This is a genomic window from Noviherbaspirillum suwonense, assembly GCF_900182955.1.
Taxonomy (GTDB): domain Bacteria; phylum Pseudomonadota; class Gammaproteobacteria; order Burkholderiales; family Burkholderiaceae_D; genus Noviherbaspirillum_A; species Noviherbaspirillum_A suwonense.
The window spans coordinates 12,970-37,946 of sequence record NZ_FXUL01000020.1 but is presented as its reverse complement, the minus strand read 5'-3'; the positions used below and the strand labels follow the sequence as shown (position 1 = coordinate 37,946).

General features: G+C 68.8%; 23 protein-coding genes. 9 read left to right on the top strand and 14 right to left on the bottom strand.

Annotated features, from left to right (window positions below; translation table 11 throughout):
• Window positions 1-15: 15 nt before the first annotated feature.
• A complete protein-coding gene (locus QOL82_RS21455; protein WP_283444355.1) occupies window positions 16-240 on the bottom strand; it encodes a hypothetical protein in 225 nt (74 codons plus the stop codon).
• Window positions 241-553: 313 nt separating this feature from the next.
• On the bottom strand, window positions 554-787 hold the full coding sequence (hfq, locus tag QOL82_RS21450; RefSeq protein WP_283444354.1) for an RNA chaperone Hfq: 234 nt from the start codon (window positions 785-787) through the stop codon (window positions 554-556).
• 279 nt (window positions 788-1,066) lie between these two features.
• Here hfq and QOL82_RS21445 point away from each other — a divergent pair, with 279 nt between their 5' ends.
• The 6 genes from QOL82_RS21445 (at window position 1,067) to QOL82_RS21420 (ending at window position 8,457) form a co-directional block, all read left to right on the top strand.
• The gene (locus QOL82_RS21445) at window positions 1,067-2,635 is read left to right on the top strand and encodes a sensor domain-containing diguanylate cyclase (protein WP_283444353.1); all 1,569 of its coding nucleotides are present in this window, start codon (window positions 1,067-1,069) and stop codon (window positions 2,633-2,635) included.
• A gap of 240 nt (window positions 2,636-2,875) precedes the next feature.
• Window positions 2,876-3,730 (top strand): MipA/OmpV family protein, encoded by an 855-nt coding sequence (locus tag QOL82_RS21440; RefSeq protein WP_283444352.1) that lies wholly within the window; start codon window positions 2,876-2,878, stop codon window positions 3,728-3,730.
• A gap of 93 nt (window positions 3,731-3,823) precedes the next feature.
• The gene (locus tag QOL82_RS21435; protein WP_283444434.1) at window positions 3,824-5,149 is read left to right on the top strand and encodes an NAD(P)/FAD-dependent oxidoreductase; all 1,326 of its coding nucleotides are present in this window, start codon (window positions 3,824-3,826) and stop codon (window positions 5,147-5,149) included.
• 80 nt (window positions 5,150-5,229) lie between these two features.
• Window positions 5,230-6,045, top strand: a complete 816-nt coding sequence (locus tag QOL82_RS21430) for a lysophospholipid acyltransferase family protein (RefSeq protein WP_283444351.1) — start codon at window positions 5,230-5,232, stop codon at window positions 6,043-6,045.
• Entirely contained in the window at window positions 6,042-6,839 is a 798-nt protein-coding gene (locus QOL82_RS21425) for a glycosyltransferase family 2 protein (protein ID WP_283444350.1), read from the top strand. Before QOL82_RS21430 ends, QOL82_RS21425 begins: the two co-directional genes overlap by 4 nt.
• A gap of 40 nt (window positions 6,840-6,879) precedes the next feature.
• The gene (locus tag QOL82_RS21420; RefSeq protein WP_283444349.1) at window positions 6,880-8,457 is read left to right on the top strand and encodes an MFS transporter; all 1,578 of its coding nucleotides are present in this window, start codon (window positions 6,880-6,882) and stop codon (window positions 8,455-8,457) included.
• 47 nt (window positions 8,458-8,504) lie between these two features.
• Here QOL82_RS21420 and QOL82_RS21415 read toward each other — a convergent pair whose 3' ends face one another.
• Window positions 8,505-10,100, bottom strand: coding sequence for a methyl-accepting chemotaxis protein (locus QOL82_RS21415; RefSeq protein WP_283444348.1), 1,596 nt, complete (start codon window positions 10,098-10,100; stop codon window positions 8,505-8,507).
• A 253-nt stretch (window positions 10,101-10,353) separates the two neighbouring features.
• The gene (locus QOL82_RS21410) at window positions 10,354-12,081 is read right to left on the bottom strand and encodes a methyl-accepting chemotaxis protein (protein ID WP_283444347.1); all 1,728 of its coding nucleotides are present in this window, start codon (window positions 12,079-12,081) and stop codon (window positions 10,354-10,356) included.
• A 374-nt stretch (window positions 12,082-12,455) separates the two neighbouring features.
• Between QOL82_RS21410 and QOL82_RS21405 the strand changes: the two genes are divergently transcribed.
• From QOL82_RS21405 to QOL82_RS21395, 3 genes are read left to right on the top strand one after another with little or no spacing between them, the layout of a single operon-like run.
• The gene (locus QOL82_RS21405) at window positions 12,456-13,211 is read left to right on the top strand and encodes a gluconate 2-dehydrogenase subunit 3 family protein (RefSeq protein ID WP_283444346.1); all 756 of its coding nucleotides are present in this window, start codon (window positions 12,456-12,458) and stop codon (window positions 13,209-13,211) included.
• An 11-nt stretch (window positions 13,212-13,222) separates the two neighbouring features.
• Entirely contained in the window at window positions 13,223-14,992 is a 1,770-nt protein-coding gene (locus tag QOL82_RS21400) for a GMC family oxidoreductase (RefSeq protein ID WP_283444345.1), read from the top strand.
• Window positions 14,985-15,356, top strand: coding sequence for a c-type cytochrome (locus QOL82_RS21395; RefSeq protein WP_283444344.1), 372 nt, complete (start codon window positions 14,985-14,987; stop codon window positions 15,354-15,356). The genes QOL82_RS21400 and QOL82_RS21395 overlap by 8 nt, the downstream gene beginning before the upstream one ends.
• Window positions 15,357-15,463: 107 nt before the next feature.
• On the opposite strand, the gene fabG is transcribed toward QOL82_RS21395, so the two are convergent.
• From fabG to QOL82_RS21345, 10 genes are read right to left on the bottom strand one after another with little or no spacing between them, the layout of a single operon-like run.
• The gene (gene fabG / locus QOL82_RS21390; RefSeq protein ID WP_283444343.1) at window positions 15,464-16,195 is read right to left on the bottom strand and encodes a 3-oxoacyl-ACP reductase FabG; all 732 of its coding nucleotides are present in this window, start codon (window positions 16,193-16,195) and stop codon (window positions 15,464-15,466) included.
• 14 nt (window positions 16,196-16,209) lie between these two features.
• The gene (locus QOL82_RS21385; RefSeq protein WP_283444342.1) at window positions 16,210-16,659 is read right to left on the bottom strand and encodes a hotdog family protein; all 450 of its coding nucleotides are present in this window, start codon (window positions 16,657-16,659) and stop codon (window positions 16,210-16,212) included.
• Window positions 16,656-17,459: a beta-ketoacyl synthase chain length factor gene (locus tag QOL82_RS21380; RefSeq protein ID WP_283444341.1), complete on the bottom strand. Its 804-nt coding sequence runs from the start codon at window positions 17,457-17,459 to the stop codon at window positions 16,656-16,658. The genes QOL82_RS21385 and QOL82_RS21380 overlap by 4 nt, the downstream gene beginning before the upstream one ends.
• Before the next feature lie 7 nt (window positions 17,460-17,466).
• Window positions 17,467-18,660: a beta-ketoacyl-[acyl-carrier-protein] synthase family protein gene (locus tag QOL82_RS21375; protein ID WP_283444340.1), complete on the bottom strand. Its 1,194-nt coding sequence runs from the start codon at window positions 18,658-18,660 to the stop codon at window positions 17,467-17,469.
• Between the two features lie 58 nt (window positions 18,661-18,718).
• Window positions 18,719-19,444 carry a methyltransferase domain-containing protein gene (locus QOL82_RS21370; RefSeq protein WP_283444339.1) on the bottom strand — a complete coding sequence of 242 codons (726 nt, stop codon included), beginning with the start codon at window positions 19,442-19,444 and terminating at the stop codon, window positions 18,719-18,721.
• On the bottom strand, window positions 19,441-20,295 hold the full coding sequence (locus QOL82_RS21365; RefSeq protein WP_283444338.1) for a polysaccharide deacetylase family protein: 855 nt from the start codon (window positions 20,293-20,295) through the stop codon (window positions 19,441-19,443). The genes QOL82_RS21370 and QOL82_RS21365 overlap by 4 nt, the downstream gene beginning before the upstream one ends.
• Window positions 20,295-20,999: an alpha/beta hydrolase-fold protein gene (locus tag QOL82_RS21360; protein WP_283444337.1), complete on the bottom strand. Its 705-nt coding sequence runs from the start codon at window positions 20,997-20,999 to the stop codon at window positions 20,295-20,297. Before QOL82_RS21360 ends, QOL82_RS21365 begins: the two co-directional genes overlap by 1 nt.
• A complete protein-coding gene (locus tag QOL82_RS21355) occupies window positions 20,996-23,425 on the bottom strand; it encodes an MMPL family transporter (RefSeq protein ID WP_283444336.1) in 2,430 nt (809 codons plus the stop codon). The genes QOL82_RS21360 and QOL82_RS21355 overlap by 4 nt, the downstream gene beginning before the upstream one ends.
• Window positions 23,422-24,018, bottom strand: a complete 597-nt coding sequence (locus tag QOL82_RS21350) for a LolA-related protein (RefSeq protein ID WP_283444335.1) — start codon at window positions 24,016-24,018, stop codon at window positions 23,422-23,424. The genes QOL82_RS21355 and QOL82_RS21350 overlap by 4 nt, the downstream gene beginning before the upstream one ends.
• Window positions 24,015-24,968, bottom strand: coding sequence for a lysophospholipid acyltransferase family protein (locus tag QOL82_RS21345; RefSeq protein ID WP_283444334.1), 954 nt, complete (start codon window positions 24,966-24,968; stop codon window positions 24,015-24,017). Before QOL82_RS21345 ends, QOL82_RS21350 begins: the two co-directional genes overlap by 4 nt.
• Between the last annotated feature and the right edge of the window lie 9 nt (window positions 24,969-24,977).

The window sequence follows — 24,977 nt, the reverse complement described above, 5'->3', positions numbered from 1 at the left end:
GGAGCACGGCGTTCGTCAGCACGCGCCATCGCGCAGCTGCATCGCGTCCTGGATCCCGGCGCGCAGGCGCTTCAGGCTATGCAGCGCCCTGAACGTGGAAAACAGGAGTTCGGCCTGGATGCCCGCGCCGGCCTCCTCGCTGACCAGCGCGACGATCTGGTCGGCGAGCATGCACAGGCGCTCTTCGACTTCGTCGATATGCTGTTCCGGCATCTGCCCGCCGGCATCCAGTCCATCCATCGCGGTTCTCCCGGGTGACGCGACTGCCGTTGTTCGACGCAGTGTAGGCGTCCTGCAAGGGGCCGTCTGTCATGTCCCGGACATAGCGGCGGCCTGCGAATGCGCAAGCATTCGGCAGTGCGCCTGCACGGAAGCGATGGGTATGCGGGATGTGGATGGAAAGCGCGTCGGCGCGGGGCCGGCGCAGCGACCGCGTGTCGGGTCGGGATTGCAGACGTGCTGGTGCGCGGCCGGCTGGCGCGGCCAAGGCAAGGCGGGGATCGCCCGGCGGCGTCGCCGAGCCAGCCGGGCATGTCGCCCGGCTGAGGCAAATTTATGTCGCCGGCGCGGACAGCTTGATGTCGCGGGTCGGGAAGACGGTCGAGATGGCGTGCTTGTAGACCAGCTGCGTTGCGGTGCTGCTGCGTAGCATGACCACATACTGGTCGAAAGATTCGATATGGCCGACCAGCTTGATGCCATTGACCAGAAACATCGAGACGGGAATGCGTTCCTTGCGCAGCGTGTTCAGGAACAGGTCCTGCAGGTGTTGTTCGTTACTTTTCACGGCAATGCTCATTCTGGATAAAACCAGCAGTGTAACGGTTTTGCTAATATTGAATTGCCTATTTCCTCCGCGCCGATGCGGCCGGATGGCACATACTGCCCGGCGCGCTCAAGTAAGAAGCCCGCGTGCCGATAATCCCGACAAGCAAAAAAGATCGCCGCACCGGCGCGCCGTCATCCCGGGCGCCACCTCACATGAAACGGCATTGCATTTGACAACCTACCCAGACCGCCCCGCCGCCAGCCTTGCAGACCACGATGGAATGCGAGGCAGCACCGAATGACCCCCGGCGGCGACGCACCGGCCGGCAACGCCAAGCGCAATGCGATCCTGTTCGTGCTGCTGGTCGCGCTGACCCTGATCGGCATGGGCTGCTGGACACTCTGGAAGGCGCGGGTGCTGCAGATGGAAGAAGCCAGCACCGCCACCGCCAACATGACGAAGGCGCTGTCCCAGCATGCGGACGACACCTTCCGCGCGGCCGACTCCATGCTGCTGGGCGTGGTCGAACGGCTCGAAGTGGACGGGATGGCCGGCGTGTCCCTGCCGCGCCTGCATAACCTGCTCAAGGCAAGCGTGGCCCAGCTGTCCTCGCTGGAAGGCATGTTCGTCTTCGACCAGGAAGGCCGCACGATGGTCAACGCGCTGAGCGTGCGGCCCGCAAGGGCGGGCAATGCGGACCGGGAGTACTTCGTCTATCACAAGGCGAACCTCGACCAGAGCGCGCATGTCGGCGCGCCGACCGAAAGCCTGACCACGGGCCGCTGGGTGGTGCCGATATCGCGGCGCATCAACCACCCGGACGGCACGTTCGCCGGCGTCGTCCTGGCGACGGTGGACATGGCGTATTTCCGCCAGTTCCACCAGAGCTTCGACATCGGCGCCAACGGCACCATCCTGCTCGCGCTGGACGACGGCACGGTGCTGCTGCGCCGCCCCTTCAAGGCGGATCTCGTCGGCGCGAATGTCGGCAAGGGGCCGGTGTTTACGCAGCTGCGCGCGAACGGCCCCGGCACCGCGATGCTGCAGTCCGTGGTGGACCAGGTGGTCCGGGTCTACAGCTACGAGCATGTCCGGCACTATCCGCTGGTCGTCGCGACCGCATTCGCGAAGGACGACATCTTCGCCGGCTGGCAGCAGGAAGCGCTGCAGACCGCGGCGGTGATCCTTGCGCTGATCGCCGTGCTGAGCGGATGCGGCCTGCACCTGGTGCGCCAGATCAGCGTGCGCGAGCGGGTCGAGGCGGAACTGCGCGACGCCAAGTACACGCTGGAGCGGATGAACCGTTCGCTGGAACTGCTTTCGCTGCAGGACAGCCTCACCGGGCTGGGCAACCGCCGCCGCTTCGACCTGGCGCTGCAGGCCGAATGCCGGCACAGCATGCGGCACCAAACCCCGCTGGCGCTGGTGATGATCGACGTCGACCACTTCAAGCGCTACAACGACCTGTACGGCCATCCGGCCGGCGACGAGTGCCTGCGCCGGATCGGCGCGGCGGTGTCGGCGGCGCGCGGCCGCGCCAGCGATGTCGTCGCCCGCTACGGCGGCGAGGAAATCGCGGTGCTGCTTCCGCAGACGCAGGCCGCCGGCGCGCTGGCCGCGGCCGAGCGCGTCCGCGAGGCGGTGGAAGCCATCGCGATCCAGCATGCGGGCAGCCCGGTCGGGCATGTCACCGTCAGCATCGGCGTGGCGACGCTTGCGCAGGGCGAGCACCCGGATGCGCCGGCCCTGCTGCTGCGGGAAGCGGATCGCGCGCTGTACGAAGCCAAGGCCGCGGGCCGCAACCAGGTCAGGCTGGCGGCCCCCGCCGGACGGGTCGACGAGGGAATACTCACTGCGGATAACTAGGCTGCGGCTGCGGCCGTCGGCGACGCCCGACGCCTGCCGTCTCCGGCGAGCGCTGCGCCGCCTTCCGGACCCGGCGTCCGGCCTTTTCCGCCTGCTGCCTATAGGCGATATCCGCCCACCTCCGGCCGGGTAGCCAAACGTTAGCCGCTAGGCTACACTCGTTCGCCGTTGCCGAACGGCACGGATGCGGATGCCGGCTGGCCGGCGCCGCGCAGAACAACCAACGACCGCGGACCAACGATGCAAATTCCTTCCTTCCGGCGCCTTGCCGTACCGGCAACCGCCTGCGCGCTCCTGGCCGCATTGCCCGCGGCCGCCGAGCCGCTGCCCCTGTGGGAAGCCGGGCTCGGGGTCGCCGCGGTGACCCTGCCCGACTACCGCGGCGCCGACAGCAGCCAGACCTACGTGCTTCCCGCGCCCTATTTCGTCTACCGCGGCGAGTTCCTGAAGGCCGACCGCAACGGCGTGCGCAGCACGCTGTTCAACACCGAGCGCGTCGAGCTCAATATCAGCCTGAATGCGACGCTGCCGGTCAGCAGCAAGAACAACACGGTGCGCCAGGGCATGGCGAGCCTGCGGCCCACCGTCGAACTGGGGCCGACGCTGTCGGTGAACCTGTGGAAGGCCGATTCGGGCGGGATGAAGCTGGACCTGCGCACGCCGCTGCGCACCGCGGTGACCATCGAGTCGTCGCCGCGCCAGATCGGCTGGCTGTTCGCGCCCAACCTGAACCTCGACGTGCGCGATCCGTTCGGCATGTCGGGCTGGAACCTGGGCATGCTGGCAGGCCCGAACTTCCAGAGCCGCCGCTACAACCGCTATTTCTATTCGGTCGGCGACGCCGACGCGACCGCCGCCCGTCCGCGCTACGACGCGCCGGGAGGCTATGCCGGCTCGCAGTTCACGGCGGCCGTGTCCAAGCGCTTCGAGCGCTACTGGGTCGGCGCATTCCTGCGCTACGACGCGCTGGGCGGCGCATCCTTCGAGGACAGCCCGCTGGTGCAGAGGAAGAACGCGGTGTCGGCCGGGGTTGCGGTCACCTGGGTGTTCGGGCAGTCTGCGGCCATGGTCGACGCCAGCCGCCTCGGCGAGTGACCGCCGCCCCAGGAATTAATTTTCGGCAACAAACCCTATTGCCTGCGGGGCGAAAATGATAGAGTCTTGGCTCGTTACCTCCGCCGCCAGAAAATGAATGTGAACCCGACGTCCCCTGTAGAAATCGACGAATGCGATGTGCTGATCATCGGCGGCGGCCCGGCCGGCTCCACTGCCGCCACGCTGCTGGCACGCAAGAATTACCGCGTCACGCTGGTCGAGAAGGCGCATCACCCGCGCTTCCATATTGGCGAATCGCTGCTGCCGGCCAACCTGCCGCTGCTTGAGAAGCTGGGCGTGGCCGACGAAGTCCGCGCGATCGGCATGGTGAAATGGGCTGCCGAATTCATGTCGCCGTGGCATGACCACAAGCAGGTGTTCCAGTTCGGCGACGCGATGGACAAGAGCATGCCCTACGCCTATCAGGTGGAGCGCGCCGGCTTCGACGAAATCCTGATCCGCAACGCCGGCCGCAGCGGCGCCGAGGTCATCGAGGGCTGCAGGGTGACCAATGTCCAGTTCCTGCCCGACGACCAGGGCGCGCTGGTCGCCACCCGCAGCGACGACGGCGTCGACAGGACGTGGCGCACCCGCTTCGTGCTCGACGCGTCCGGCCGCGACACCTTCCTCGGCCGGCAGTTCGACGTCAAGGAGCGCAACGACGCGCACAACAGCACCGCGCTGTATGCGCACTTCCGCAACGTCAGGCGCAACGAAGGCCGCGACGAGGGCAACATCACCATCTTCTGGTTCGACCACGGCTGGTTCTGGTTCATCCCGCTGTCCGACGGCCGCACCAGCATCGGCGCGGTCACCTGGCCGTACTACCTGAAGACCCGCAAGAAGCCGTTGGCCGAGTTCCTGATGGACACGATCGCGATGTGCCCGAAGCTGGCCGAGCGGCTGCAGGGCGCCGAACTGGCGTCCGTGCCCGAGGCCACCGGCAATTACTCGTACACCTGCAGCCGCAGCCACGGCAGCAACTACCTGCTGCTGGGCGACGCCTATGCATTCATCGACCCGGTGTTTTCCTCGGGCGTGATGCTGGCGATGAACAGCGCCTTCGCCGGCGCCGACGCGGTCGACGCCTGCCTGTCGCAGCCGGCGCGGGCGCCGGCGGCGCTGCGGCGCTTCGACCGCACGATGCGCATCGGGCCGAAAAAGTTTTCGTGGTTTATCTACCGCGTCACCAATCCCACGATGCGCAACCTGTTCATGGGGCCGCGCAACCTGTTCCGCATGCAGGAAGCGCTGCTGTCGGTGCTGGCCGGCGACGTGTTCGGCAAGACCCGCATCTGGCCGCACCTGCTGGCGTTCAAGGCGCTCTACTACGGCATCTCGCTGGCCAATATGAGGCGCACCTACAATGCGTGGAAAACCCGCAAGCGCAATATCCGCCCGGCCGACGCGGCGCTCTGATGCGGCCCGGCAGCCTGCGGCGCGCGGCGGCCGGCGTCTGGCCGGCGCGCGTTCCCGTCCAACGCCTGCGGCATAAGGTCATGAAATTCCCTGCGCGCGCGCTGATGGCGGTCTACGACTGGTCGGTCTTCTACCTGTGCCTGGCCGAGTTCGTGCTGCTGTCGCTGGCGTGGTCCCTGCTGGCCAGCCTGCTGCACATGGTGCTGCCGCAGCCGCTGGGCCAGCGCGTCGGCCGCCTCGGCATCATGCTGTCCTGCCGGCTGTTCCTGTCCACGCTGGCGCTGTCCGGCCGCTTCCATTTCGACCTGCGGCCGCTGGACGCGATGCGCGGGGAGAAGGCGATGATCATCGCGCCCAACCATCCGTCGCTGTGGGACGCGGTGATGATGGCCTCGCGGCTGCCGGACGTCGCCTGCATCATGAAGGCGACCATCCTGGACAACCTGCTGCTCGGCGGCGGCGCCCGCCTGTCGCGCTACATCCCGAACGATTCGATCCGCGCGATGATCTGCCTGGCGCTCGACAACCTGCGCGCCGGCAGCCATGTGCTGCTGTTCCCCGAGGGCACGCGCACGGTCACGCCGCCGATCGGCAAGATCACCGGCGCGGTCGGCGTGATCGCCTGCCGCGCGCACGCGCCGGTGCAGACCGTGCTGGTCGACACCAACAGCCGCTTCCTGTCCAAGGGCTGGCCGGCCTGGCGCAAGCCCGACCTGCCGCTGACCTACACGGTGCGCCTGGGCCGCCGCTTCGATGCGCCGACCAGCAGCGCCACCCTTGCGAGCGAACTCCAGCAATATTTTTCCGACGCGCTGACGCAGCCCGCGGCTGCGCCGGGCGCGGCCGCGGGCGCCGCGGCGCCGTTCGACGGACAACCGACAGCCAGCACCAAATGACCGTTCCAGCGCAACAGGCCGGGGGCGCGCCGGCGCCCTCCGCGACCCATATCGTCCTGATCCCCAGCTACAACCCCGGCGCCCGGGTCTACGACGCGGTGGAGGCCGCGCGCCGGCACTGGAACCCGGTCTGGGTCGTGGTCGACGGCAGCACCGACGGCAGCGCCGAACGTCTGCGGCAGATGGCCGCGCAGGATGACGGCCTGCACGTGATCGTGCTGCCGGAGAATGGCGGCAAGGGCGCCGCGGTGCTGCGCGGGCTCGACGAAGCGGCGGCCCGCGGCTACACCCATGCGCTGACCATGGACTCGGACGGCCAGCATCCGGCCGGCCTGATCCCCGCATTCATGCAGGCGTCGCAGCGGGCGCCGGACGCGATGGTGCTGGGCAAGCCGGTGTTCGACGCCAGCGCGCCGGCGCTGCGGGTCAAGGGCCGGCAGGTGTCGAACTGGTGGGCCAATCTCGAGACCCTGTGGTCCGGCATCGGCGATTCGCTGTACGGCTTCCGGGTCTATCCGGTCGCGCCGCTGCGCGCGGTCATGCGCGGCCAGCGCTGGATGCGGCGCTTCGACTTCGACCCGGAAGCCGTGGTGCGCCTGTGCTGGCGCGGCGTCAGGCCGGTCAACATCGACGCGCCGGTGCGGTATTTCGGCGCCGCCGAGGGCGGCGTTTCCCATTTCCGCTACCTGCGCGACAACGTGCTGCTGACGGGCATGCATGCCCGCCTGTTCCTCGGCTTCGCGCTGCGGCTGCCGCTGCTGCTGTACCGGCGGCTGCGGCGGCAGCCGGGCTGACACGCCAAACCCGACACTCCCCCACAACAAGAGGAAGATCATGCAAGCAAACGGCCTCGGGTATCACCACCCCGCCGCATTCTGGACCGGCTGCGCCGCCATCACGCTGGGCGTGTTCGCGCACCTGCCGATGTTCGTCCACGCGTCCCACATGGGCTACCAGATGGCCGGCATGGAGATGGACGCCACCATGCTGACCGGCATGGGACTGATCCCGTTCGGCCTGCTGCTGGCGGCCTGGGGCATGCTGCCGCGCCTCCCCGGGGCCGGCGCTTCCGCCGGCGCGCCGCTGCAGTTCCATGTCGCCGACGGCGCGGCGCTGAACCGCGAGCACTGGAAGCTGGTGCTGGTGCTGGTGCTGGCCCTGACCGTCGACGTGCAGAAGCCGGCGACGCTGGGCTTCGTGATGCCGGGCCTGACCGGCGAATACGGGATCAGCAAGCAGGCCGCCGGCCTGCTGGCGCTGGTGGCGCTGACCGGCACCACGGTCGGCTCGGTGCTGTGGGGCCGCATCGCCGACCGCTACGGCCGGCGCGCCGCCATCCTGCTGTCGGCGCTGATGTTCATCGGCACCGCGATCTGCGGCGCGATGCCCTCGTTCGAATGGAACCTGGTGATGTGCTTCCTGATGGGCGCGTCTGCCGGCGGCCTGCTGCCGATCGCCTTCACGCTGATGGCCGAGACCGTGCCGGCCGCGCACCGCGGCTGGCTGCTGGTGGCGCTGGGCGGCATCGGCACCTCGGCCGGCTACCTGCTCGCAGCCGGCGCGGCGGCCGTGCTGGAGCCGCTGTTCAGCTGGCGCGTGCTGTGGCTGCTGGGCCTGCCGACGGGCGCGCTGATCATTTTCCTCGACCGCTATATCCCCGAGTCGCCGCGCTTTCTGGCGCGGGTCGGGATGGAAGGGGAAGCGCGGGCCGTGCTGGCGAAGTTTTCAGGCGTGATGGACGAGCCCGCGGCGGCTGCCGGCGCCGCGCCGCATGCGTCGCGCGGCGCCGGCAATCGCGGCGCGATCACCTTCGGGCTGATCTGCTGCGGCCTTGCATGGGGACTGGTGAATTTCGGCTTCCTGCTCTGGCTGCCGACCAGCCTGGGCAGCATGGGCATGGACCCGGCCGCCGCCAGCGCGCTGCTGGCGCGCTCGGCGCTGCTGGCGCTGCCCGGCACGCTGGTCGTGATCTGGCTGTATCACAGCTGGAGCAGCGTGAAGACGCTGGTGCTGTTCGTGCTGCTGACCGCGGCCACGCTGCTGGCCTTCTTCGTCGCCAGCGCGGCCGGCCTGCGCTCGGTCCCGGTCATGATCACGATCACCGCGCTGCTGCTGTTCAGCGCCAGCGGCGTGATCGCGATGCTGATCCCCTATGCGGCTGAAATCTACCCGGCCGACCAGCGCGCCACCGGCTCCGGCGTGGTCGCCGCCAGTTCCAAGGCCGGCGGCATCCTCGGCGCGGCCGGCGGCGTGCTGGGCATCTTCGGCAACCTCGGCCTGTCCGCGCTGCTGATCGCCCTGCCGCTGGTGCTGGCCGCCGGGCTGCTGCTGAGAAGCGGCATCGAGACCCGCGGCCGGCGGCTGGAGCAGATACAGGAATCGCTGCTCGGGCCGGGCAGCGCGGGCTCGTAGGGAAACGTTCCGGCCGCGCGGCGTGAAGGCGCGCCGCGCCGCCCGGATCAGCGCAGCAGCGCCACCGGCGATGCCGCCGATGCCGCCGATGCGCCGAGCTTGAACACGCCTGCGGTCTGCGCCAGGCTCATCGACCGCTGCTGCATGGTGTCGGCCGCGGCCGAGATCTGCTCCACCAGCGCCGCGTTCTGCTGCGTCGTCTGGTCGATGTGCGAGATCGCGCGGTTGACCTGCTCGATGCCGGCCCGCTGCTCGTCGCTGGCGGTGGCGATGTCGCCGATCAGCTTGCTGACCCGCGCGACATTGTCCACCACCTCCTGCATCGTCGCGCCGGCCTGGTCCACCAGCCTGGCGCCGGCGTCGACCTTGCCGACCGAGTCGCCGATCAGGCCGCTGATCTCGCGGGCCGCCGCGGCGCTCTTCTGCGCCAGGCTCCTGACCTCGGACGCCACCACGGCAAAGCCCCGGCCCTGCTCGCCGGCGCGCGCCGCTTCCACTGCCGCATTGAGCGCGAGGATATTGGTCTGGAACGCGATGCCGTCGATCACGCTGATGATATTGGCGATCCGCGTCGACGACTCGCTGATCGACGCCATCGTGTCCACCACCTGCCCGACCTCTGCGCCGCCCCGGGCCGCGACTTCCGACGCCGAGCGCGCCAGCTCGTTGGCCTGGCGCGCATTGTCCGCGTTCTGCCGCACGGTCACGGTCAGCTCCTCGATCGAGGCCGCGGTTTCCTCCAGCGAGCCGGCCTGCTGCGCCGTGCGCGAGGACAGGTCCATGTTGCCGGAGGCGATCTGGCCGGACGCGGAGACGATGGTATCGGTGCCGCTGCGCACTTCGCCGACGATGCCGGCGAGGCTGTCGCGCATGTCCTTGATCGAATGCAGCAGGCTTGCGCCGGCGCCGTCCTTCAGCGCGATCGGCGCGGACAGGTCGCCGGCCGCGATGCGCCGGGTGACGTCGGCGGCATAGGCCGGCTCGCCGCCCAGCTGGCGCAGCAGGCCGCGCGTGATGACGAAGGCCAGCGCGCTGCCGAGCAGCACGGCGGCGACGCCCAGCGCCAGGATCAGGGCGATGGAAAAGCGCGCGCCGTCGCTGATAATCGCGGCCTTGGCGTCGATCGCCTCGTGCTGGCTCCTTGCCAGCGCATTGACGCTGGCGATGAAGGCGTCGGACTTGGCCTTCATCTCGTGGTCGAAGAAGCGGTTGGCTTCTTCGAGCCTGCCTTCCTTCTTCTGCTTGAACGCGGATTCGCGGGCGCTGCGGTAGGCCGCGCGCTTGTCGAAGGCATCGGCGATCAGGGCCTTGGATGCCGGGTCGGTCAGGCGCTTCTGCATCTCGGACTGCAGCTTGACCGCGCGCTCGGTGGACTCGGCGATCGACGCCTCGAACAGCTGCTGGACCGCCGGGTCGGTCGCCTTGGCTGCGGCGATGGTCTTCGGCACGTTCAGCTCGATGATGCTCTTCCACTCGCTGACGATGCGCTCGGTCTGCAAATCCTCTTTCAGCGTCTGCTCGGTGAGTTCGCTGGTTTGCCGCATGCGCATTACGCTGAGGGCGACGATGACCGCGAGCAGCACGAAAACGCAGGCGAAACCGAAAGCCAGTCGTCGGCCGACCGGCACATTATTCATGTTCATACAGATTATTCCTGGGATGGCGGATAGGGTCGGGAACCGGAGCGGACTGCGCCGCCAAGGTTTCCCTCTGGAAAGATTTAAATCGTAACATTTCAGGCGCACCGCGTGCAACGTTTCGCGGCGGGCCGGAGCAGGATTGGTCGCACCCAACGCGGCCGGCATCGGCGCGCTGCCGGCAAAGCATGCCTGCAGCCTTGCGCCGCGCCCTATCGCATCGTCGCCCGGGGCGCGGCGGCAGCCGGCGCGGCGTCGGTCAGAACTCTTCCCAGTCGCCGCCGGCCGCGGTCGGCGCGGCAATGCGCGGCTCGGTGCGCGGGGCATTGGCCACCGCGCCGCCCCTGCGTCCGCCGACCGTGCGCGGCGCGGCAGCCGCCGGGGCCGGCATCCTGACGGCCGGGGCCGACGCGATCGACGGCACGGCCGCCGCTGCGGCATCGTCGACGCGGAAGGCCGCCACCGCCCTGGCGAGCGAGCTTGCCTGCTGCTGCATCGAGCCGGATGCGGCGGCCGCCTGCTCCACCAGCGCCGCATTCTGCTGCGTGGTCTGGTCCATCTGGGTGATCGCGATATTCACCTGTTCGATGCCCGCGCTCTGCTCCTGCGCCCCGGCGCTGATTTCGGCCACGAGGTCGGTCACCCGCTTGACGCTGACGACGACTTCATCCATGGTCCGGCCGGCTTCGGCCACCAGGCGGCTGCCGTCGTTGGTCTTGCCGACGGAATCGCCGATCAGGTCCTTGACTTCCCGGGCCGCCGCGGCGGAACGCTGCGCCAGGCTGCGGACTTCGGAAGCGACGACGGCGAAGCCCCTGCCGTGCTCGCCTGCGCGGGCCGCCTCGACTGCCGCATTGAGCGCCAGGATATTGGTCTGGAATGCGATGCCATCGATCACCGTGATGATGTCGACGATCTTCTTCGACGCTTCGTTGATCGAGTCCATCGTCTGCACGACTTCGGCAACCACGGTGCCGCCCTTGGCCGCGATGGCCGACGCCGACGAGGCGACCTGGTTTGCCTGGCGCGCATTATCCGCATTCTGCCGCACGGTCGAGGTCAGCTCTTCCATCGACGAGGCGGTTTCCTCCAGCGCGCTGGCCTGCTGCTCGGTGCGCGCCGAAAGGTCGGCATTGCCCTGCGCCAGCTCGCCCGATGCGCCGGCGATGGTTTCCGCGCCCTGCTTGACTTCGGCCACCAGCCCGCGCAGCGCCCGGCTCATGTCGCCCAGCGCCTCGAGCAGCTGGCCGGCCTCGTCGCGCGAGTTGGACCGGACATCCGCGGTCAGGTCGCCCTTGGCGACCCGGCGCGCGATGCCGATCGCAAAAGCCAGCGGCTTGACGATGCTCGCCTTCAGCGCGAAGCCGCAGGCCGCCACCAGCAGTACCAGCAGCCCGGTCAGCGCGATCTGCCAGTTCAGGCTGGACGCGGACGCCTCGTTGCTGAGCGCGGCGCTGCGGTCGATCTCGGCGCGCTGCATCTCCAGCAGGTCGCGCAGCAGCGTCTGGTATTTCTCCGACGCCGGGATGAATTTCTGGTCCAGCACGCGGTTGGCTTCCTCGGCATTGCCCGCTTCCTTGGCCTTGGTGACCGCCGCCTTCTGCACATTGTAGAAGTCGCGGGCCTCGGAGATCTGCTTGAGCAGGCGCATTTCGTCGTCGGACGTGAGCAGCGTCTCCACTTTCTTCATGATTTCCCCGGCCTGCTTCGAACCCTGGGCCGAGTCTTCCGCAAAGAAAGTGACCAGGCCATTGTCCGAACTCTTTGCAATGGCCAGGGTGCGGCGCGAGCCGCCGTAAATCGTGCGGTACCAGTCGCTGACGAGCCGCTCCTTCTTCAGCGGCAGCTCGAGCAGCGCCTTGTTCGACGCGCTCATCTTGTCCATCTGCCACAAGCCGATGCCGGTCGTCAGGACCGATACGGCAAGAACGACGCCAAAAGCGGCGGCAATTTTTTTCCCGATGCTTGCATTTCCCATCAACGGCATGGACGACACCCTTCCTGTTTAGAACGCACGGACTGCGATAAGAGCCGCACTATGCGCCAAAATGTTTCTGTCACGCAACTTAATTTTTGGAAGTGTGAAGATTGTTACCGATAAGTCCATTTTTCATTTGCATTTCACTAATTTATCCTGATTGTTAATTAAAAAGCGCTAAGAAAACGTCGCCGCATGGTGTTTTCTTGCAGCGCCGCCTTCCTTTTTTTAATTCCTTAAAGTAACATCCGCCCCTAAATTTCCAGCAGGAAATTTCACATTCTCCGCTGGCGTTCTTTTACTTTCGACCTGTTGAAAGTTGACGATTGAAAGTTGAATAACGCTCCGCCTCACCATTTCATTTGCCGAGAGTCGCATCCGCCATGAGCGATACCACTGAAAAAACACCCCGCCGCGCCTTCCTGATCAAGTCGCTGGTCGGCGCTGCCGGCGCCGCCGGCGCGGCGGCCATGCCGCTGTCCGCCGCCGCCCAAGCCGCCGCTCCCGCAATGCCGGCAGCCACCACCCCGGCCGCCGCGCCGGCCGCCGCTGCAGGCGCCGCCGCCGGCTATGAATGGCTGCGTCCGGGCGAGCAGGCATTCGTCGAAGCGCTGGTCAACCATCTCTGCCCGGCCGACAAGCTGTCGCCGGGCGGCGTCGACATGGGCCTGAACATCTTTTTCGACCGCTCCCTGGCCGGCGCATGGGGCCAGGGCGACAGGCTGTACCTGCAGGGACCGTTCGCCAAGGGCACCCCGAGCCAGGGCTACCAGCTCGGCATGACGCCGGCCGCGCTGTTCCGCGCCGGCACCGAGGGCTTTACGGAATACGTGTTCTCGACGGAGGGCAAGGGCTTCGATGTGCTGCCCGCGGAAGCAAGGGAGACGCTGCTCAAGGACCTGCAGGCCGGAAAGATCGCGCTGCCGAACGGCGTCCCGTCACAGCCCTACTTTGCCCAGCTGCTGCAGATGTTTTACGAAGGCATGTTCGCCGACCCGATCTACGGCGGCAATCGCGACAAGATGGCGTGGAAGATGATCGGCTACCCCGGCGTCAACACGACCAACAAGCTCAATATCGTCAAATTCAGGAACAAACCCTACCGGCCGCAGCCGATGGGCATTGCAGACCTCAGCTAACCGGAGCGACCATGAAGACAATGAAGGAAGTAGATGTAGTGCTGGTCGGCGGCGGCTGGACCGGCGGCATCCTCGGCAAGGAATTCTCGGAAGCCGGCATGACCGTGGTCTGCCTGGAGCGCGGCGGCCCGCAGTCGTCGTCGGAAGACTTCACCGTGCCGCGGATGCGCGACGAACTCGCGCTCGGCCAGCGCCACGCGATGATGGTCAACACGGTGGACAACACCGAGACCATCCGCAACGATGTCAAGCAGACCGCGCTCCCCTACCGGCGCCTCGGTTCCTACCTGATGGGCACCGGCGTCGGCGGCGCCAGCACGCACTGGAACGGCCATACCTGGCGCTGGGACGACAGCGAGCTGAAGATCCGCTCGCGCTACGAGGAAAAATACGGCAGGAAGTACATCCCGGAAGACATGACGATTCAGGACTGGGGCGTCACCTATGCCGAACTCGAGAAGTACTACGACAAGTTTGAAAAGGTCGCCGGCATCTCCGGCAAGGCCGGCAATATCAAGGGCAGGAAGGTCGCCGGCGGCAACGTGTACGAGGCGCCCCGTTCTTCCGACTATCCGCTGCCGCCGCTGCAGCCCGGCCTGGCCGGCGAGCTGTTCTCCGAGACCGCGCAGAAGATGGGCTACCACCCGTTCCCGCGCCCGACCGCGAACACTTCCCAGTCGTACACCAACCCGGACGGCGCCAAGTTCGGCGAGTGCCAGTACTGCGGCCACTGCGAACGCTTCGGCTGCGAGGCCAATGCCAAGGGCGGCGCGCACATGACCGTGCTGCCCGCGGCGCTGAAGCAGAAGACCTTCGAGCTGCGCGCCAATTCCTGGGTCACCAGGGTCGAGCGCGACAAGTCCGGCAGGAAGGCCACCGGCGTCACCTACCTCAACACCATCACCGGCGAGGAATGCTTCCAGCCGGCGAAGATGGTGGTGCTGTGCGCCTATGGCATGAACAACGTCCATCTGATGCTGGCCTCCGGCGTGGGCACGCCGTACGACCCGGTCTCCGGCAAGGGCCTGATCGGCAAGAATTACTGCTACCAGACCGGCGCGGCGGCGATGCTGTTCTTCGAGGACAAGCATTTCCATCCGTATATGGCTGCCGGCGGGATGGGCATGCTGATCGACGACTTCCATGCGAACTGGGATTTCGACCGGACGCCGCACGGCTTCATCGGCGGCTCCATCATCGGCACCGCGATGTACGGCGGCCGCCCGATCCAGTGGCGTCCGGTGCCTGCCGGCACGCCGGCCTGGGGCAGCAAGTGGAAGGAAGAGACCGCGAAGTGGTACGACCAGTCGATGAACATCGCCGCCTCCGGCAGCGTGATGCCCAATCGCTACAACTACCTCGACCTCGACCCGACCTACCGCAACCGCTTCGGCATGCCGCTGATGCGCATGACCTTCGACTACAAGGACAACGAGCGCAAGCTGTCGGCCCATGCGGCGGACGTCATCAACCGCATAGCCACGGCGATGAACCCGACGCACCTGACCAGGGCCGCAGGCCGCACCAACTGGAGCTCGGTGCCCTACCAGAGCACCCACAACACCGGCGGCACCATCATGGGCACGAATCCGGGCAACTCGGTGACGAACAAGTATGGCCAGGTCTGGGAAGTCGACAACCTGTTCATCACGGGCGCGTCGCTGTTCCCGCACAACTCGGCCTACAACCCGACCGGCCCGGTCGCCGCGCTCGCCTACATGGCCGCCGACATGATCAAGAACGTCTACGTGAAAAACCCTGGAAAGCTCATCGATGCATAAATCATATAAGTCATCCCTGTTCGCGCTGCTCGCAGCCGCCGCCTTCGCCACCGGCGCGCATGCCGACGACCTCGGCAAGAAAACCTTCGAAACCTGCGTCGCCTGCCATTCGATGAAGGCCGGCGAAAACGGCACCGGGCCGACGCTGCACAAGCTGATCGGCCGCCAGGCCGGCAGCGTGGAAGGCTTCCGCTTCTCCGGCCCGATGAAACGCAGCGGCATCGTCTGGAATGCGGAAACCCTGAGCGCCTTCCTGCGCGCGCCGCAGGAAAGCGTACCGGGCAACCGGATGCCCTACTCCGGCACGACCGACGAAGCCGCGCTGAAGGCGCTGGTCGCCTACCTGGAAGCCGAAAGCAGGTAGGCCCGGCCGGGATCCCACGGCTCCCCAACGCAAAAGGCCCGCTTGAAAGCGGGCCTTTCGCCGTCCTTCCTGGTCCGGGCAATTCGATCAGGCCCGGCTGATTCCCGCTATATCAGCCCGCCGTTCACCGAGATCACCTGGCCGGTGACATAGGACGCGTCATCCGACGCCAGGAAGCGCACCAGCGCCGCGACCTCTTCCGGCGTGCCGGCGCGCTTCATCGGCACCATGGCCGCGACCGTGGCCGCATCGAAGGCCGCCGCGCTCATCTCGGTGCCGATGATGCCAGGCGCCACCGCGTTGACCGTGATGCCGCGCGACGCGACCTCGATCGCCAGCGACTTGGTCGCCGCATTCAGCGCGCCCTTCGCCGCCGAATAATTCACCTGTCCGCGGTTGCCGGTCAGCGCCGCGACCGAGGACATGTTGACGATGCGGCCCCAGCGGCTGCGGATCATGGTCATCATCAGCGCCTGCGTCACGTGGAAGAAACCGTTCAGCGACACGTCGATGACGCTGTGCCACTGGGATGCGCGCATGCCGGGGAACACCGCGTCGTCATGGATGCCGGCATTGTTGACCAGCACCTGGATCGGCGCGGCGTCGACCAGCGGGTCCAGCGCGGCGGACACCGCCCGCGGGTCGGTGACGTCGAACACCAGCACTTCGGCGCTGCCGCCGGCGGCGACGATGCCGTCAACCACCGCCTGCGCCCGCTGCGCGCCGCTGTTCGCGTGGACGTAGACATGGAAGCCGTCCTGCGCCAGGACGCGGCAGACCGCCGCGCCGATCGCGCCGCTGCCGCCGGTGACCAGCGCCCGTTTCTGTCGATTGCTCAAGGTTGTGCTCCGTGTCAGGGTAAATCGGGCAGCGCCGCGTCCAGCACGATGGCGGCGCGGCCTTCCAGCAGCAGCCGGTCGCCGGCGCGCAGGCTGAAGTCGTAGAGCACCGTGCCGCTATCGCCGGTGACCCGCACCGCTTCCACCGCGAGGTCCTGCTCGATGTCGTCGAGCCGTCCCACGTGCAGCACCGCGCTGCGCACGCTGGCGAGAAAGCCCGGACGCGGCGCGGCGCCGTCGGCCAGCAGCGCGCCGTGCACGGCCATTGCCTGCGCCGCGTATTCGATGCCGCAGGCCGCGGCCAGCCGGCCGTGGGCGCGCAGCGGATTGGCGGCGGACCGGTGGCTTTCGGCGCTGCAGAGCACCCGCTGCGCATCGTGCCCGACGACGCGGCCGAGCAGGCACATGCTGCCCTGGTGCGGGATATGCGCGGCGATCCAGGCGCGGTCGAATACGGTTGTCATGGCGACGGCAGGCATGGCGCGACGTCGACCGCGAGGCGGCTGTGCGCCAGGTAGTCCAGCACCAGCTGCGCCGCCGTGCCGCGGGCGACCGCGTCCAGCAGCGGCAGGCTGCGGGCCGCCGGGATTGCGCCGCGCAGCGCTTCCAGCGCCGGGTCGGCCATCGCCGTGGGCAGAAGGCCGGAAAGCGCCGCGCCGATGCGGGCAAGCGACTGCGGCCCGCGCTGCGGCGACAGCAGCAGGCCGATGGCGAATTCATCCGGTATCGGCCGCGCCGCATGCAGCGGCTCCGGGTAGGCGGTGTCGGCGGCGATCAGCAGCACCGGCACGCCGTCCACCGCCACCTGCGCCAGCGCTTCCAGCAGCCCGGCGCCGAAGCTGCCGTCATGCGCGCACAGCACCGACGCGGTTTCCATCGCGCCGGCGCCGATGCTCCAGTAGCCGGCCGCGGCATTGTGGACCGAGTTGTGGAAACGGGTCGGCGACACCTGGCGGTCGTTCGATGCGAGCATCTCGCAGAGTTCATGGCAGTTCACGCCGTCGCCGCCGGACGAGGAAAACACGGTCGCCAGCGTCGCCAGGTCCTGCCCGGCGCCGGCTTCGACGCCGACCGCGAGCGCAACCCGCACCAGCGGGCCGCTGCGCCGCCGCTCGGCGCCCGGCAGCATGGCCGGCGCCGGCAGCGCAGTCTTGGCGGCGGCATAAGGCTCGCCGCCGGCCAGCACGCGGCGCGCCTGGCCCCAGCCGGTCAGGCCGGGGCCGAGCAGGCCGATGCCGTCGATATATGCATGCAGGGTCGTCATGCCGGCCTCAGCTTGCGCGGGAAAAAACCAGGCTGCAGTTGGTGCCGCCGAAGCCGAAGGAATTGCTGAGCGCATGCCGCAGCGGCTGCGCGCGGTTTTCAAGCAGGTAGGCCAGCGGCAGGGCCGGGTCGACCTCGGTGGTGTTGACGCCGGCCGGCATCAGCCCGTGCCGCAGCGCCAGCGCGCAGACCACCGCTTCCAGCCCGCCGGCCGCGCCCAGCGTGTGGCCGGTCGCGCCCTTGGTCGAGCTGCATGGCGTGTCCTTGCCGAACAGCGCGGCGACCGCGCGGCCTTCGGCGGCGTCATTGGACGGCGTCGCGGTGCCGTGCAGGTTGATGTAGTCGATGTCGGCAGCGGCCAGGCCGGCCGCCGCCAGCGCCTTTTCCATCGCGATGCGCGCGCCCAGCCCCTCCGGGTGCGGCGACGACATGTGATAGGCGTCGCTGGACTCGCCGACGCCGGTCAGCAGAACCGCGCCTTCCGGCAGCGCGCCGGTGGCCGGCTCCAGCAGCGCCAGCGCCGCCGCCTCGCCGATCGAGATGCCGCTGCGGTCGGCCGCATAGGGCCGGCACGGCTCGCCCGAGGTCAGCCCGAGCGAATTGAAGCCGTACAGCGTGGTCAGGCACAGCGAGTCGACGCCGCCAACCACCGCCGCGTCGATGACGCCGGCGGCGATCATGCGCGCAGCCGACGCGAACACCTTGGCGCTCGACGAGCAGGCCGAGGACACGGCCGTGGCCGGTCCCTGCAGGTCGAAGTAGCGCTGGGTGAAGCTGGCCGCGGAAAAGGTGTTGTGCGTGGTCGCGTAGATGAAGTCCTCCGGCAGCGCGCCGGTTTCCGGGTCGCGCCGGCGGTAGGCCAGCTCGGTCTGGTGTATGCCCGAGGTGCTGGTGCCGATGAACACGCCGATGCGCCCGCGCCCGTAGCGCAGCGCCGCCGCGCGCACGGCGTCGCCGAACCCGTCCTGCTCCAGCGCCAGCTTCAGCAGCCGGTTGTTGCGGCAGTCCCAGTCTTCCATGCCCTCGGGCATGGCCACCTCGTCGACGCCGTCGACCCTGCCTATCCAGGTGTCCAGGTCGACCGTGTCGAAGTCGCACCGCGCCAGCCCGCTGCGCTGCGCCTCCAGCGAGGACCGGGTTGCGGACAGGCCAGTGCCGATGCAGCTGGTGGCGGTGAAATGCGAAAGGAGCAGCGGTTTCAAGGGAGGACCGGGCGGATTGGATGGCAAGGTAGGGATTCTAGCAAAACACCGGCCCGTTTCAGGCCCGCGCCGCCTGATCCAGCTCGGCGACCAGCAGAATGTTGGCGAACGGCGTGCCCTTGTTCATCGGCAGGCTGCGCACCGAGAAGCCCAGCCCGGACAGCGCCGCTTTCCAGTCCGCCAGCGTCCGGCAATGCAGCCGGCTGTTGCGGTGCCCGCGCACGAAGGTCACGACATGGTCGACCCAGACGCTGAAGCGGAACGGCCAGCCGCCGCCGGCGTCGCCGACCCGCAGCACCAGCACGCCGCGCGGGGCCAGCGCATCGCGGATGCGGCTCAGCACGTCGTCCTGCGCCGGGATGTCGACGTAATGCAGCACGTCCAGCACCACGACCGCGTCGACGCTGCCGAAATCGGCCTTGCACATGTCGGCGGCGGTGAAGACAGCGGCCCCGCCCAGCGCCCGCCGCGCGCGTTCGACATCCTTCGGCATCAGCTCGATGCCATGCAGCGCGCGCGGCGCCGGCGCGGCCGGCCAGTGCGCCGGCCAGTCGCCGGCCGCATGCATCGCCTGCGCCGACAGCAGCCAGGACGCCAGCAGGCCCTGGCCGCAGCCGATGTCCAGCACCCGCGCCCGGTCGGGAATCAGCCCATGCTCGAGAAGGCCGGCGAACACCGGGTCGCCGCCCAGCTTGCCGCGGGCGAAATGCCACGCGAAGCGGCCGGCGGAACGGTAAGGCGTGGCGGCGCGGTCGATCAGGCGGCGCAGGAATGCTTGGGTCATGGATGGCGGGACGGTGATGTGTCGCAGTCGAGCGCATGCGACAGGGTGACGAAGTGAAGGCCGGATGCCGACGCCTGCCGGGCCAGGCCGGGCAGCACGTCGAGGATGACGGGAACGCCGGCGGCGCTGCGTGCGCAGTGGCCGTCGTGCAGCAGCAGGATGGCGCCTGCGCGCACCGCCGGCAGCAGCCTGCGGCTGACGGCGGCGGCGTCGCTGCGGGTATCGTAGCCGCGCCGGGTCCAGGCCGCCAGGCGCAGGTCCATGCGCTCCAGCACCGGGCCGAGGAAGGGATTGCGCAGCCCGGCCGGCGCGCGGAAGAAGCGCGGGCGGCGGCCGGTCACGGCGGCGATGCTGTCCTGCGCGGCCTGCAGCTCGCGCCGGTAGCCGCGTGGCCCGAGCATCGAAAAATTGTGGCGGTGCCGCTCGCTGTGGTTTTGCACGTCATGCCCGCGCGCGACGATCTCGCGGCACAGCGCCGGGTGGCGGCGCACCCTTTCGCCGATGCAGAAGAACGTGGCCTTGACCTGCAGGCGGTCGAGCAGGTCGAGCACCGCGGGCGTGACCGCCGGGTCGGGCCCGTCGTCGATGGTCAGCGCGATTTCGCCGCGGGCGGCGCTGGCGGCCGGCAGCCGGGTCCAGTTGGGGCCCAGCCAGGCGCAGCGCGGCAGCAGCCCGGCCAGCGTCAGCAGGCCGTGGTTCAGCACGAAGGCGGCCAGCACCCAGCGCCATGCGGACGGCTGCACGAGCAGCGCCAGCGCCATCGCCGCATGCAGCAGCAGCGTCAGGCGCAGCAGCGGCGACAGCGGCGCCGGGCCGGCATCGGCGGAAGAAGGCCGGGACGGGCTATGCATCAGTCGTCTCCACGAAAGCGGGCGTCATTGCGGTCGAGGAAATTGTTCCACAGCCTGCGCCAGCTTGGCCAGTCGTGGCCGCCCGCCACCCAGTCGACCCGCTCCGGCGGCAGCGTGCCCGCCATCAGCCGCTGGCCGGCGGCGAAACGGTCTTCGCTGGCAAGCGCAAGATGGATTTCGAGCAGGCCGCCGGCCCGGCCGTTCTGCGCCAGCCAGCGCCAGGCGTTTTCCTCGTCGTCGGCCTGGCCGGCCGCGGCGTCGCTATTGTTAACAGCATGCGTTTCGGCCCAGGCCGCGGGACCGCCGGCCGCTTCGATCGCGCCGGTCAGCAGCCGGTTGCCCGGATACGGCGCCAGCAGGAACATGCCGTCCACCCGCGCCGGATACCGGGCCGCGTGCGCCAGCGCCATGAAGCCGCCCAGCGAGACGCCGGCCAGCCAGGTCGCCCGGTAATCCTGCCGCGCCGGGCCGAGCAGCGCTTCGAGGCGGGCGCCGACGCTGCCGTCGGTCGCCTCGCCGATCGATTGCAGTCCCGGGTCGACCAGCACCAGGTCGAGCGCCAGTCCGCGCCCGCGCACCGCGGCGACGATGCCCTCCTCCACCAGCGTCTCCGGCGTCTGCAGCGCGCCCGGCAGCAGCACCATCAGCGCCGGCGCGCGCCGGCCGGGACGTGCGATGTCGGTCAGCACCCGCAGCGCCGTCATCGCCGGAATCCCCTGGAGAATGCCGCCGCATAGACCAGCGCCAGCACGGCGCCGGGGCCGACCGTGCGGCCGATCGCCTGCAGCACCGGCACGTCGGAAAAGCCGAGCAGGCCGAAGCCGGCGACTGTTGTCAGGTTCGCGAACAGCATCGAGGCCAGCGTTTCCGGCGCGATGGGCCTGGATTCCGGTTGGCCGCCAGGCCCGGTCCCGGCATCGCGCGGGCGGTCGAAGAACAGCGCGTAATTCGATCCGACCGCGCAGATCAGCAGCAGTCCGACCAGGTGCAGGATGGTCATCCGCTGGCCGGTCGCCGCCAGCAGCGCGACCACGGTGATCACCGCCGCGAACAGCGGCAGCAGCACGCGCAGCACCCGCGCCGGCGAGCGCAGCGCACCGCCCAGCAGCGCGACGATGGCCAGCAGGCCGCCGCCGGACAGCAGGATGGCTTCGTTCAGGTAGCCCGAATACAGGTGGTCGGACTCGGCCTTCAGGTCGACGAACAGCGCGCCGGGTTCGTCCGCGCGGGCCAGCGCCGCGCGCACGGCGTCGGCGGCGATGCCGGCGCCGTTGTTGGCCTTGGCTGCAGGCGCAGTGAGCGGCAGCAGCGCATTCCAGCGCCCGTCGCGCTCGAACATCAGCGAGTCGACGGCGATTGCAAACGAGGTGCCGTCGAGGTCGGCGCGCTGCAGCGGCTGGCGCGCGCGGGCGCCGGCGACATCCTCGATGAAGGGCGAAAACAGCGCCGGCCGCACCGGCAGCCCAACGCTGGCCTCAACCATGCGCTGCGCCAGTCCTTCGGCGGGCAGGCTGGCCTGGCGCTGTTTTTGCGCAGCCATGCTGGGCAGGTAGCGGCTGGCGCTTTCATAGCCGGCCAGCACGCCCTGCGCGACCAGCGGCTCGAGCTGCCGCGCGATTTTTTCGCTGGCGACGAGCGCGGCCTCGCGGTCGGGCGCCGACAGCGCGACCATGTAGCGTACGTCGGGCGCGCCCATGTCGGCGCGCAGCCGCGCGTCCAGCGCCTGGTCGGCCTGCGACACCGGCGACAGCGACGACAACTCGGTATTCCACAAGCCGCCGCGGTGCAGGAACACCACCACGCAGGCGGCCAGCACCAGCGCGGCCAGCGGGAAGCGCAGTAGCGGCGCACGCTGCGCTGCCGCGCCCACCGCGTGGCCCAGCCGGGAAATGTCGCGGATGCGGAAATTCGCCGGCAGCAGGTGCGGCAGGATGTATCGGGTGACGGCGGCGGCGACGACCAGCCCGGCGATCGAATACAGACCAAGCTGCGACAGCCCCGGAAAGGTCGACAGCAGCAGCGCGGAGAAGCCGACGATGGACGTCAGCATGCCCAGCCGTATGGTCGGCCAGAACTCCTTGACCCATGCCCGCTGCACGTCGGCGTCGGCAACGGCGCCTTTCGCGGCAAGCGCGCGCGACTGCACGAACAGGTAGATCGAGTAGTCGACCGCTTCGCCGATCAGCGTGGTGCCGAAACCCAGCGTGATGCCATGCACGATGCCGGACCCGAGGCTGACCGCGGCGACGCCGGCCAGCGCGCCCGACAGCACCGGCAGCAGGCCCAGCGCAAGCGCCCATGCGGAACGGTACAGCAGCAGCAGCATCGTGATGATGACGCCGGCGCTGATCGCCGACAGCTTTGTGACCTCGCTTTCGATGGTCTGGCGCGACTGCACCGAGAACACGCCGGGGCCGGTCATGGACAGCGTCAGCGCGCCGATTCCAGCGTCGGCATTCCCGGCGCGGGCGGCGTCGAAGGCCGCGCGGATGGATTGCATCGCCTGCTGCTGGCCGTCGGTGTCGACCGCGGCCGCGCGGGTCTGCACCAGCATCAGCGCGGACGCGCCGCTGCGCGAGACCCAGACGCCGTTGCTTTCGCGCGGCCGGTTTCCGGCGGCGAGCCGTTCCAGCAGCAGCACGGTTTCCCCGGTCGGGTCGCGCGGCAGCAGCGGCTTGGCCAGCATGCCGGCCGGGGACGCCAGCAGGTCTATCGTGTCGGCCAGCGCCGCATGCAGGCCGTCCACAGTGAAATGCGCCGGCGTGACCGCCGGGCTCAGCAGGTAACGGTTCTCGAACAGGAAGCGCTGGTCGTGCTCCGCATTGACCGGCTCGCCATTGCTGACCGACGCCAGCGCGGCATCGGCCCGCAGCCGTTTTCCCATCGCCTTCGACACGGCGGCGCGGGCAGCCGCGTCGCCGCCCTCGATGCCGACCAGGATCAGGCGCGACACCACGCCGTCGCGCAGCTGGTCCAGCAGCACCTTCTGCTCGCGGGTCGGCGTCTGCGGCAGGAAGGCCGACAGGTCGGCGGTGAAGCGCGCCTGCAGCACGACCAGGCCGCACAGCAGCAGGCCGGCCAGCCACAGCACGATCGCGCGGGTGCGCACGGACCATCCGCCGCGCATCATTGGGCGCTGATGCGGCTGATCGTCATCACCGAGCGGTCGCCGTCGGCCTGCAGGATCTCGACGCTGCGCACGTCGTCGAGCGCGCCGGCGATGCGGATGCTGGCCACCGTGGCGGCCATGCGCTGGTCGAGCGGCTTGAGCGTCAGCAGCCAGCGCTGCGGCGGGCCTTCCAGCGACAGGGCGAAGCTGCGCTCCAGCGCCTTGCGGTCGCCGGCCAGCGTGCCGCGGATGCTGTTGACGAAGCCGGCCAGTTCGGGCGCGCTGTCGACCTGCAGCGTCATGTTCTGGCGGCCGCGCTCGATGACCAGCGTATTGCCTTCGATGATCATTGACTCCGGCCGCGGTTTCAGCGTGCGCTTCTCCAGCTTGTCGGGCGCGACGTAGAACAGCTGCCCGGAGGACACCACCGGTTTTTCCAGCATCGCGATGGTCTTGGTCTCGACGAAGTCGGCGCGGCCGACGCTGACCTTGCCCAGCGCCTGCATCAGCCGCTCGATATCCCACGGTCCGTCGGCCGCATGCGCCGGGCCGGCCAGCAGTATGGCGAGGACGGTGGCCAGCAGCACCGTCGTCAACCTGCGCAGCGCCTTCATTCCCCCGCCTTCCCGGCGCTGGCCGCCGCCGAATCCGCGTGCCAGAACCTGAAGAAATTGAACCAGTTGTAAGGCGTCTGCCGGCAATGCTTTTCGAGCAGGCCCACATAACGCTCCATCGCCTGCTGGATCGCCTGCTGGCGCTCGCCGGCCTGCAGCTTGCTGAAGTCCGCCAGCGGCTCGAAATGGATGCGGTAACGGCTGCCGCCCATGTAAAGGCCGGTCATGAAGACGACCGGGCGGCGCAGCACCGCCGCCATGCGGAACGGCCCGAGCGGCAGGTCGGCCTGGCCGCCGAGGAAAGGCATGGTGCGCATCACGTCGCCGCCGAAGCGTCGGTCGGCCAGCATGCCGACCGCGGTGCCCCGGTCCAGGCAGGCGCTGATCTTCAGCATGGAATCGACCTGGCCCAGGGCGATCACGTCCTGCTGCGCCATCGGGCTGATGGCGTTGAGCATCTGGTTGACCTTGCGCGCATTGCCCTCGAACATCGCCATCGCGACATCCAGGCCGGCATGCTGGCGGCCCAGCGCGCGCATGACCTCGAAGCTGCCCATGTGCGCGCCGATCAGGAACAGCCCGCGGCCGTCGGCCAGCAGGTCCGTTACCATGCGGTCGCCCGACACCTCGATGTCGAACATGTCGAAGCGGTTGTTGAGCAGGTAGACCCGGTCGTGGATGGTCGCGGCGAAGGTGAAGATATGCCGGTACAGGTCGGACACCCTGACCCGCCGTCCCAGCACGCGGGCCAGGTAGTCGCGCGACGCGCCGCGGCTGTCCGGCGCGAACAGCAGGAAGTAGGCGGTGATCAGGTGCAGCACCACGCGCCCGGCCGGCCGGCCGAGCCTCAGCGAGATCCAGGTCATGATGCGCAGCATCGCCATGTTGCTGCGCTCCGGCGCGGCGCGCCATGCCGCGCCTGTCGTGTCGTTTTCTTTGGATAGTTGCATATTTGCGTG

Bases quoted from the DNA above. Each gene is read 5' to 3' on its own strand.
- QOL82_RS21455 (WP_283444355.1), bottom strand. From the start codon at position 240: ATGGATGGACTGGATGCCGGCGGGCAGATGCCGGAACAGCATATCGAC.
- QOL82_RS21445 (WP_283444353.1), top strand. From the start codon at position 1,067: ATGACCCCCGGCGGCGACGCACCGGCCGGCAACGCCAAGCGCAATGCG.
- QOL82_RS21440 (WP_283444352.1), top strand. From the start codon at position 2,876: ATGCAAATTCCTTCCTTCCGGCGCCTTGCCGTACCGGCAACCGCCTGC.
- QOL82_RS21435 (WP_283444434.1), top strand. From the start codon at position 3,824: ATGAATGTGAACCCGACGTCCCCTGTAGAAATCGACGAATGCGATGTG.
- QOL82_RS21430 (WP_283444351.1), top strand. From the start codon at position 5,230: ATGAAATTCCCTGCGCGCGCGCTGATGGCGGTCTACGACTGGTCGGTC.
- QOL82_RS21425 (WP_283444350.1), top strand. From the start codon at position 6,042: ATGACCGTTCCAGCGCAACAGGCCGGGGGCGCGCCGGCGCCCTCCGCG.
- QOL82_RS21420 (WP_283444349.1), top strand. From the start codon at position 6,880: ATGCAAGCAAACGGCCTCGGGTATCACCACCCCGCCGCATTCTGGACC.
- QOL82_RS21415 (WP_283444348.1), bottom strand. From the start codon at position 10,100: ATGAACATGAATAATGTGCCGGTCGGCCGACGACTGGCTTTCGGTTTC.
- QOL82_RS21410 (WP_283444347.1), bottom strand. From the start codon at position 12,081: ATGCCGTTGATGGGAAATGCAAGCATCGGGAAAAAAATTGCCGCCGCT.
- QOL82_RS21405 (WP_283444346.1), top strand. From the start codon at position 12,456: ATGAGCGATACCACTGAAAAAACACCCCGCCGCGCCTTCCTGATCAAG.
- QOL82_RS21400 (WP_283444345.1), top strand. From the start codon at position 13,223: ATGAAGACAATGAAGGAAGTAGATGTAGTGCTGGTCGGCGGCGGCTGG.
- QOL82_RS21395 (WP_283444344.1), top strand. From the start codon at position 14,985: ATGCATAAATCATATAAGTCATCCCTGTTCGCGCTGCTCGCAGCCGCC.
- QOL82_RS21385 (WP_283444342.1), bottom strand. From the start codon at position 16,659: ATGACAACCGTATTCGACCGCGCCTGGATCGCCGCGCATATCCCGCAC.
- QOL82_RS21380 (WP_283444341.1), bottom strand. From the start codon at position 17,459: ATGACGACCCTGCATGCATATATCGACGGCATCGGCCTGCTCGGCCCC.
- QOL82_RS21370 (WP_283444339.1), bottom strand. From the start codon at position 19,444: ATGACCCAAGCATTCCTGCGCCGCCTGATCGACCGCGCCGCCACGCCT.
- QOL82_RS21365 (WP_283444338.1), bottom strand. From the start codon at position 20,295: ATGCATAGCCCGTCCCGGCCTTCTTCCGCCGATGCCGGCCCGGCGCCG.
- QOL82_RS21360 (WP_283444337.1), bottom strand. From the start codon at position 20,999: ATGACGGCGCTGCGGGTGCTGACCGACATCGCACGTCCCGGCCGGCGC.
- QOL82_RS21355 (WP_283444336.1), bottom strand. From the start codon at position 23,425: ATGATGCGCGGCGGATGGTCCGTGCGCACCCGCGCGATCGTGCTGTGG.
- QOL82_RS21350 (WP_283444335.1), bottom strand. From the start codon at position 24,018: ATGAAGGCGCTGCGCAGGTTGACGACGGTGCTGCTGGCCACCGTCCTC.
- QOL82_RS21345 (WP_283444334.1), bottom strand. From the start codon at position 24,968: ATGCAACTATCCAAAGAAAACGACACGACAGGCGCGGCATGGCGCGCC.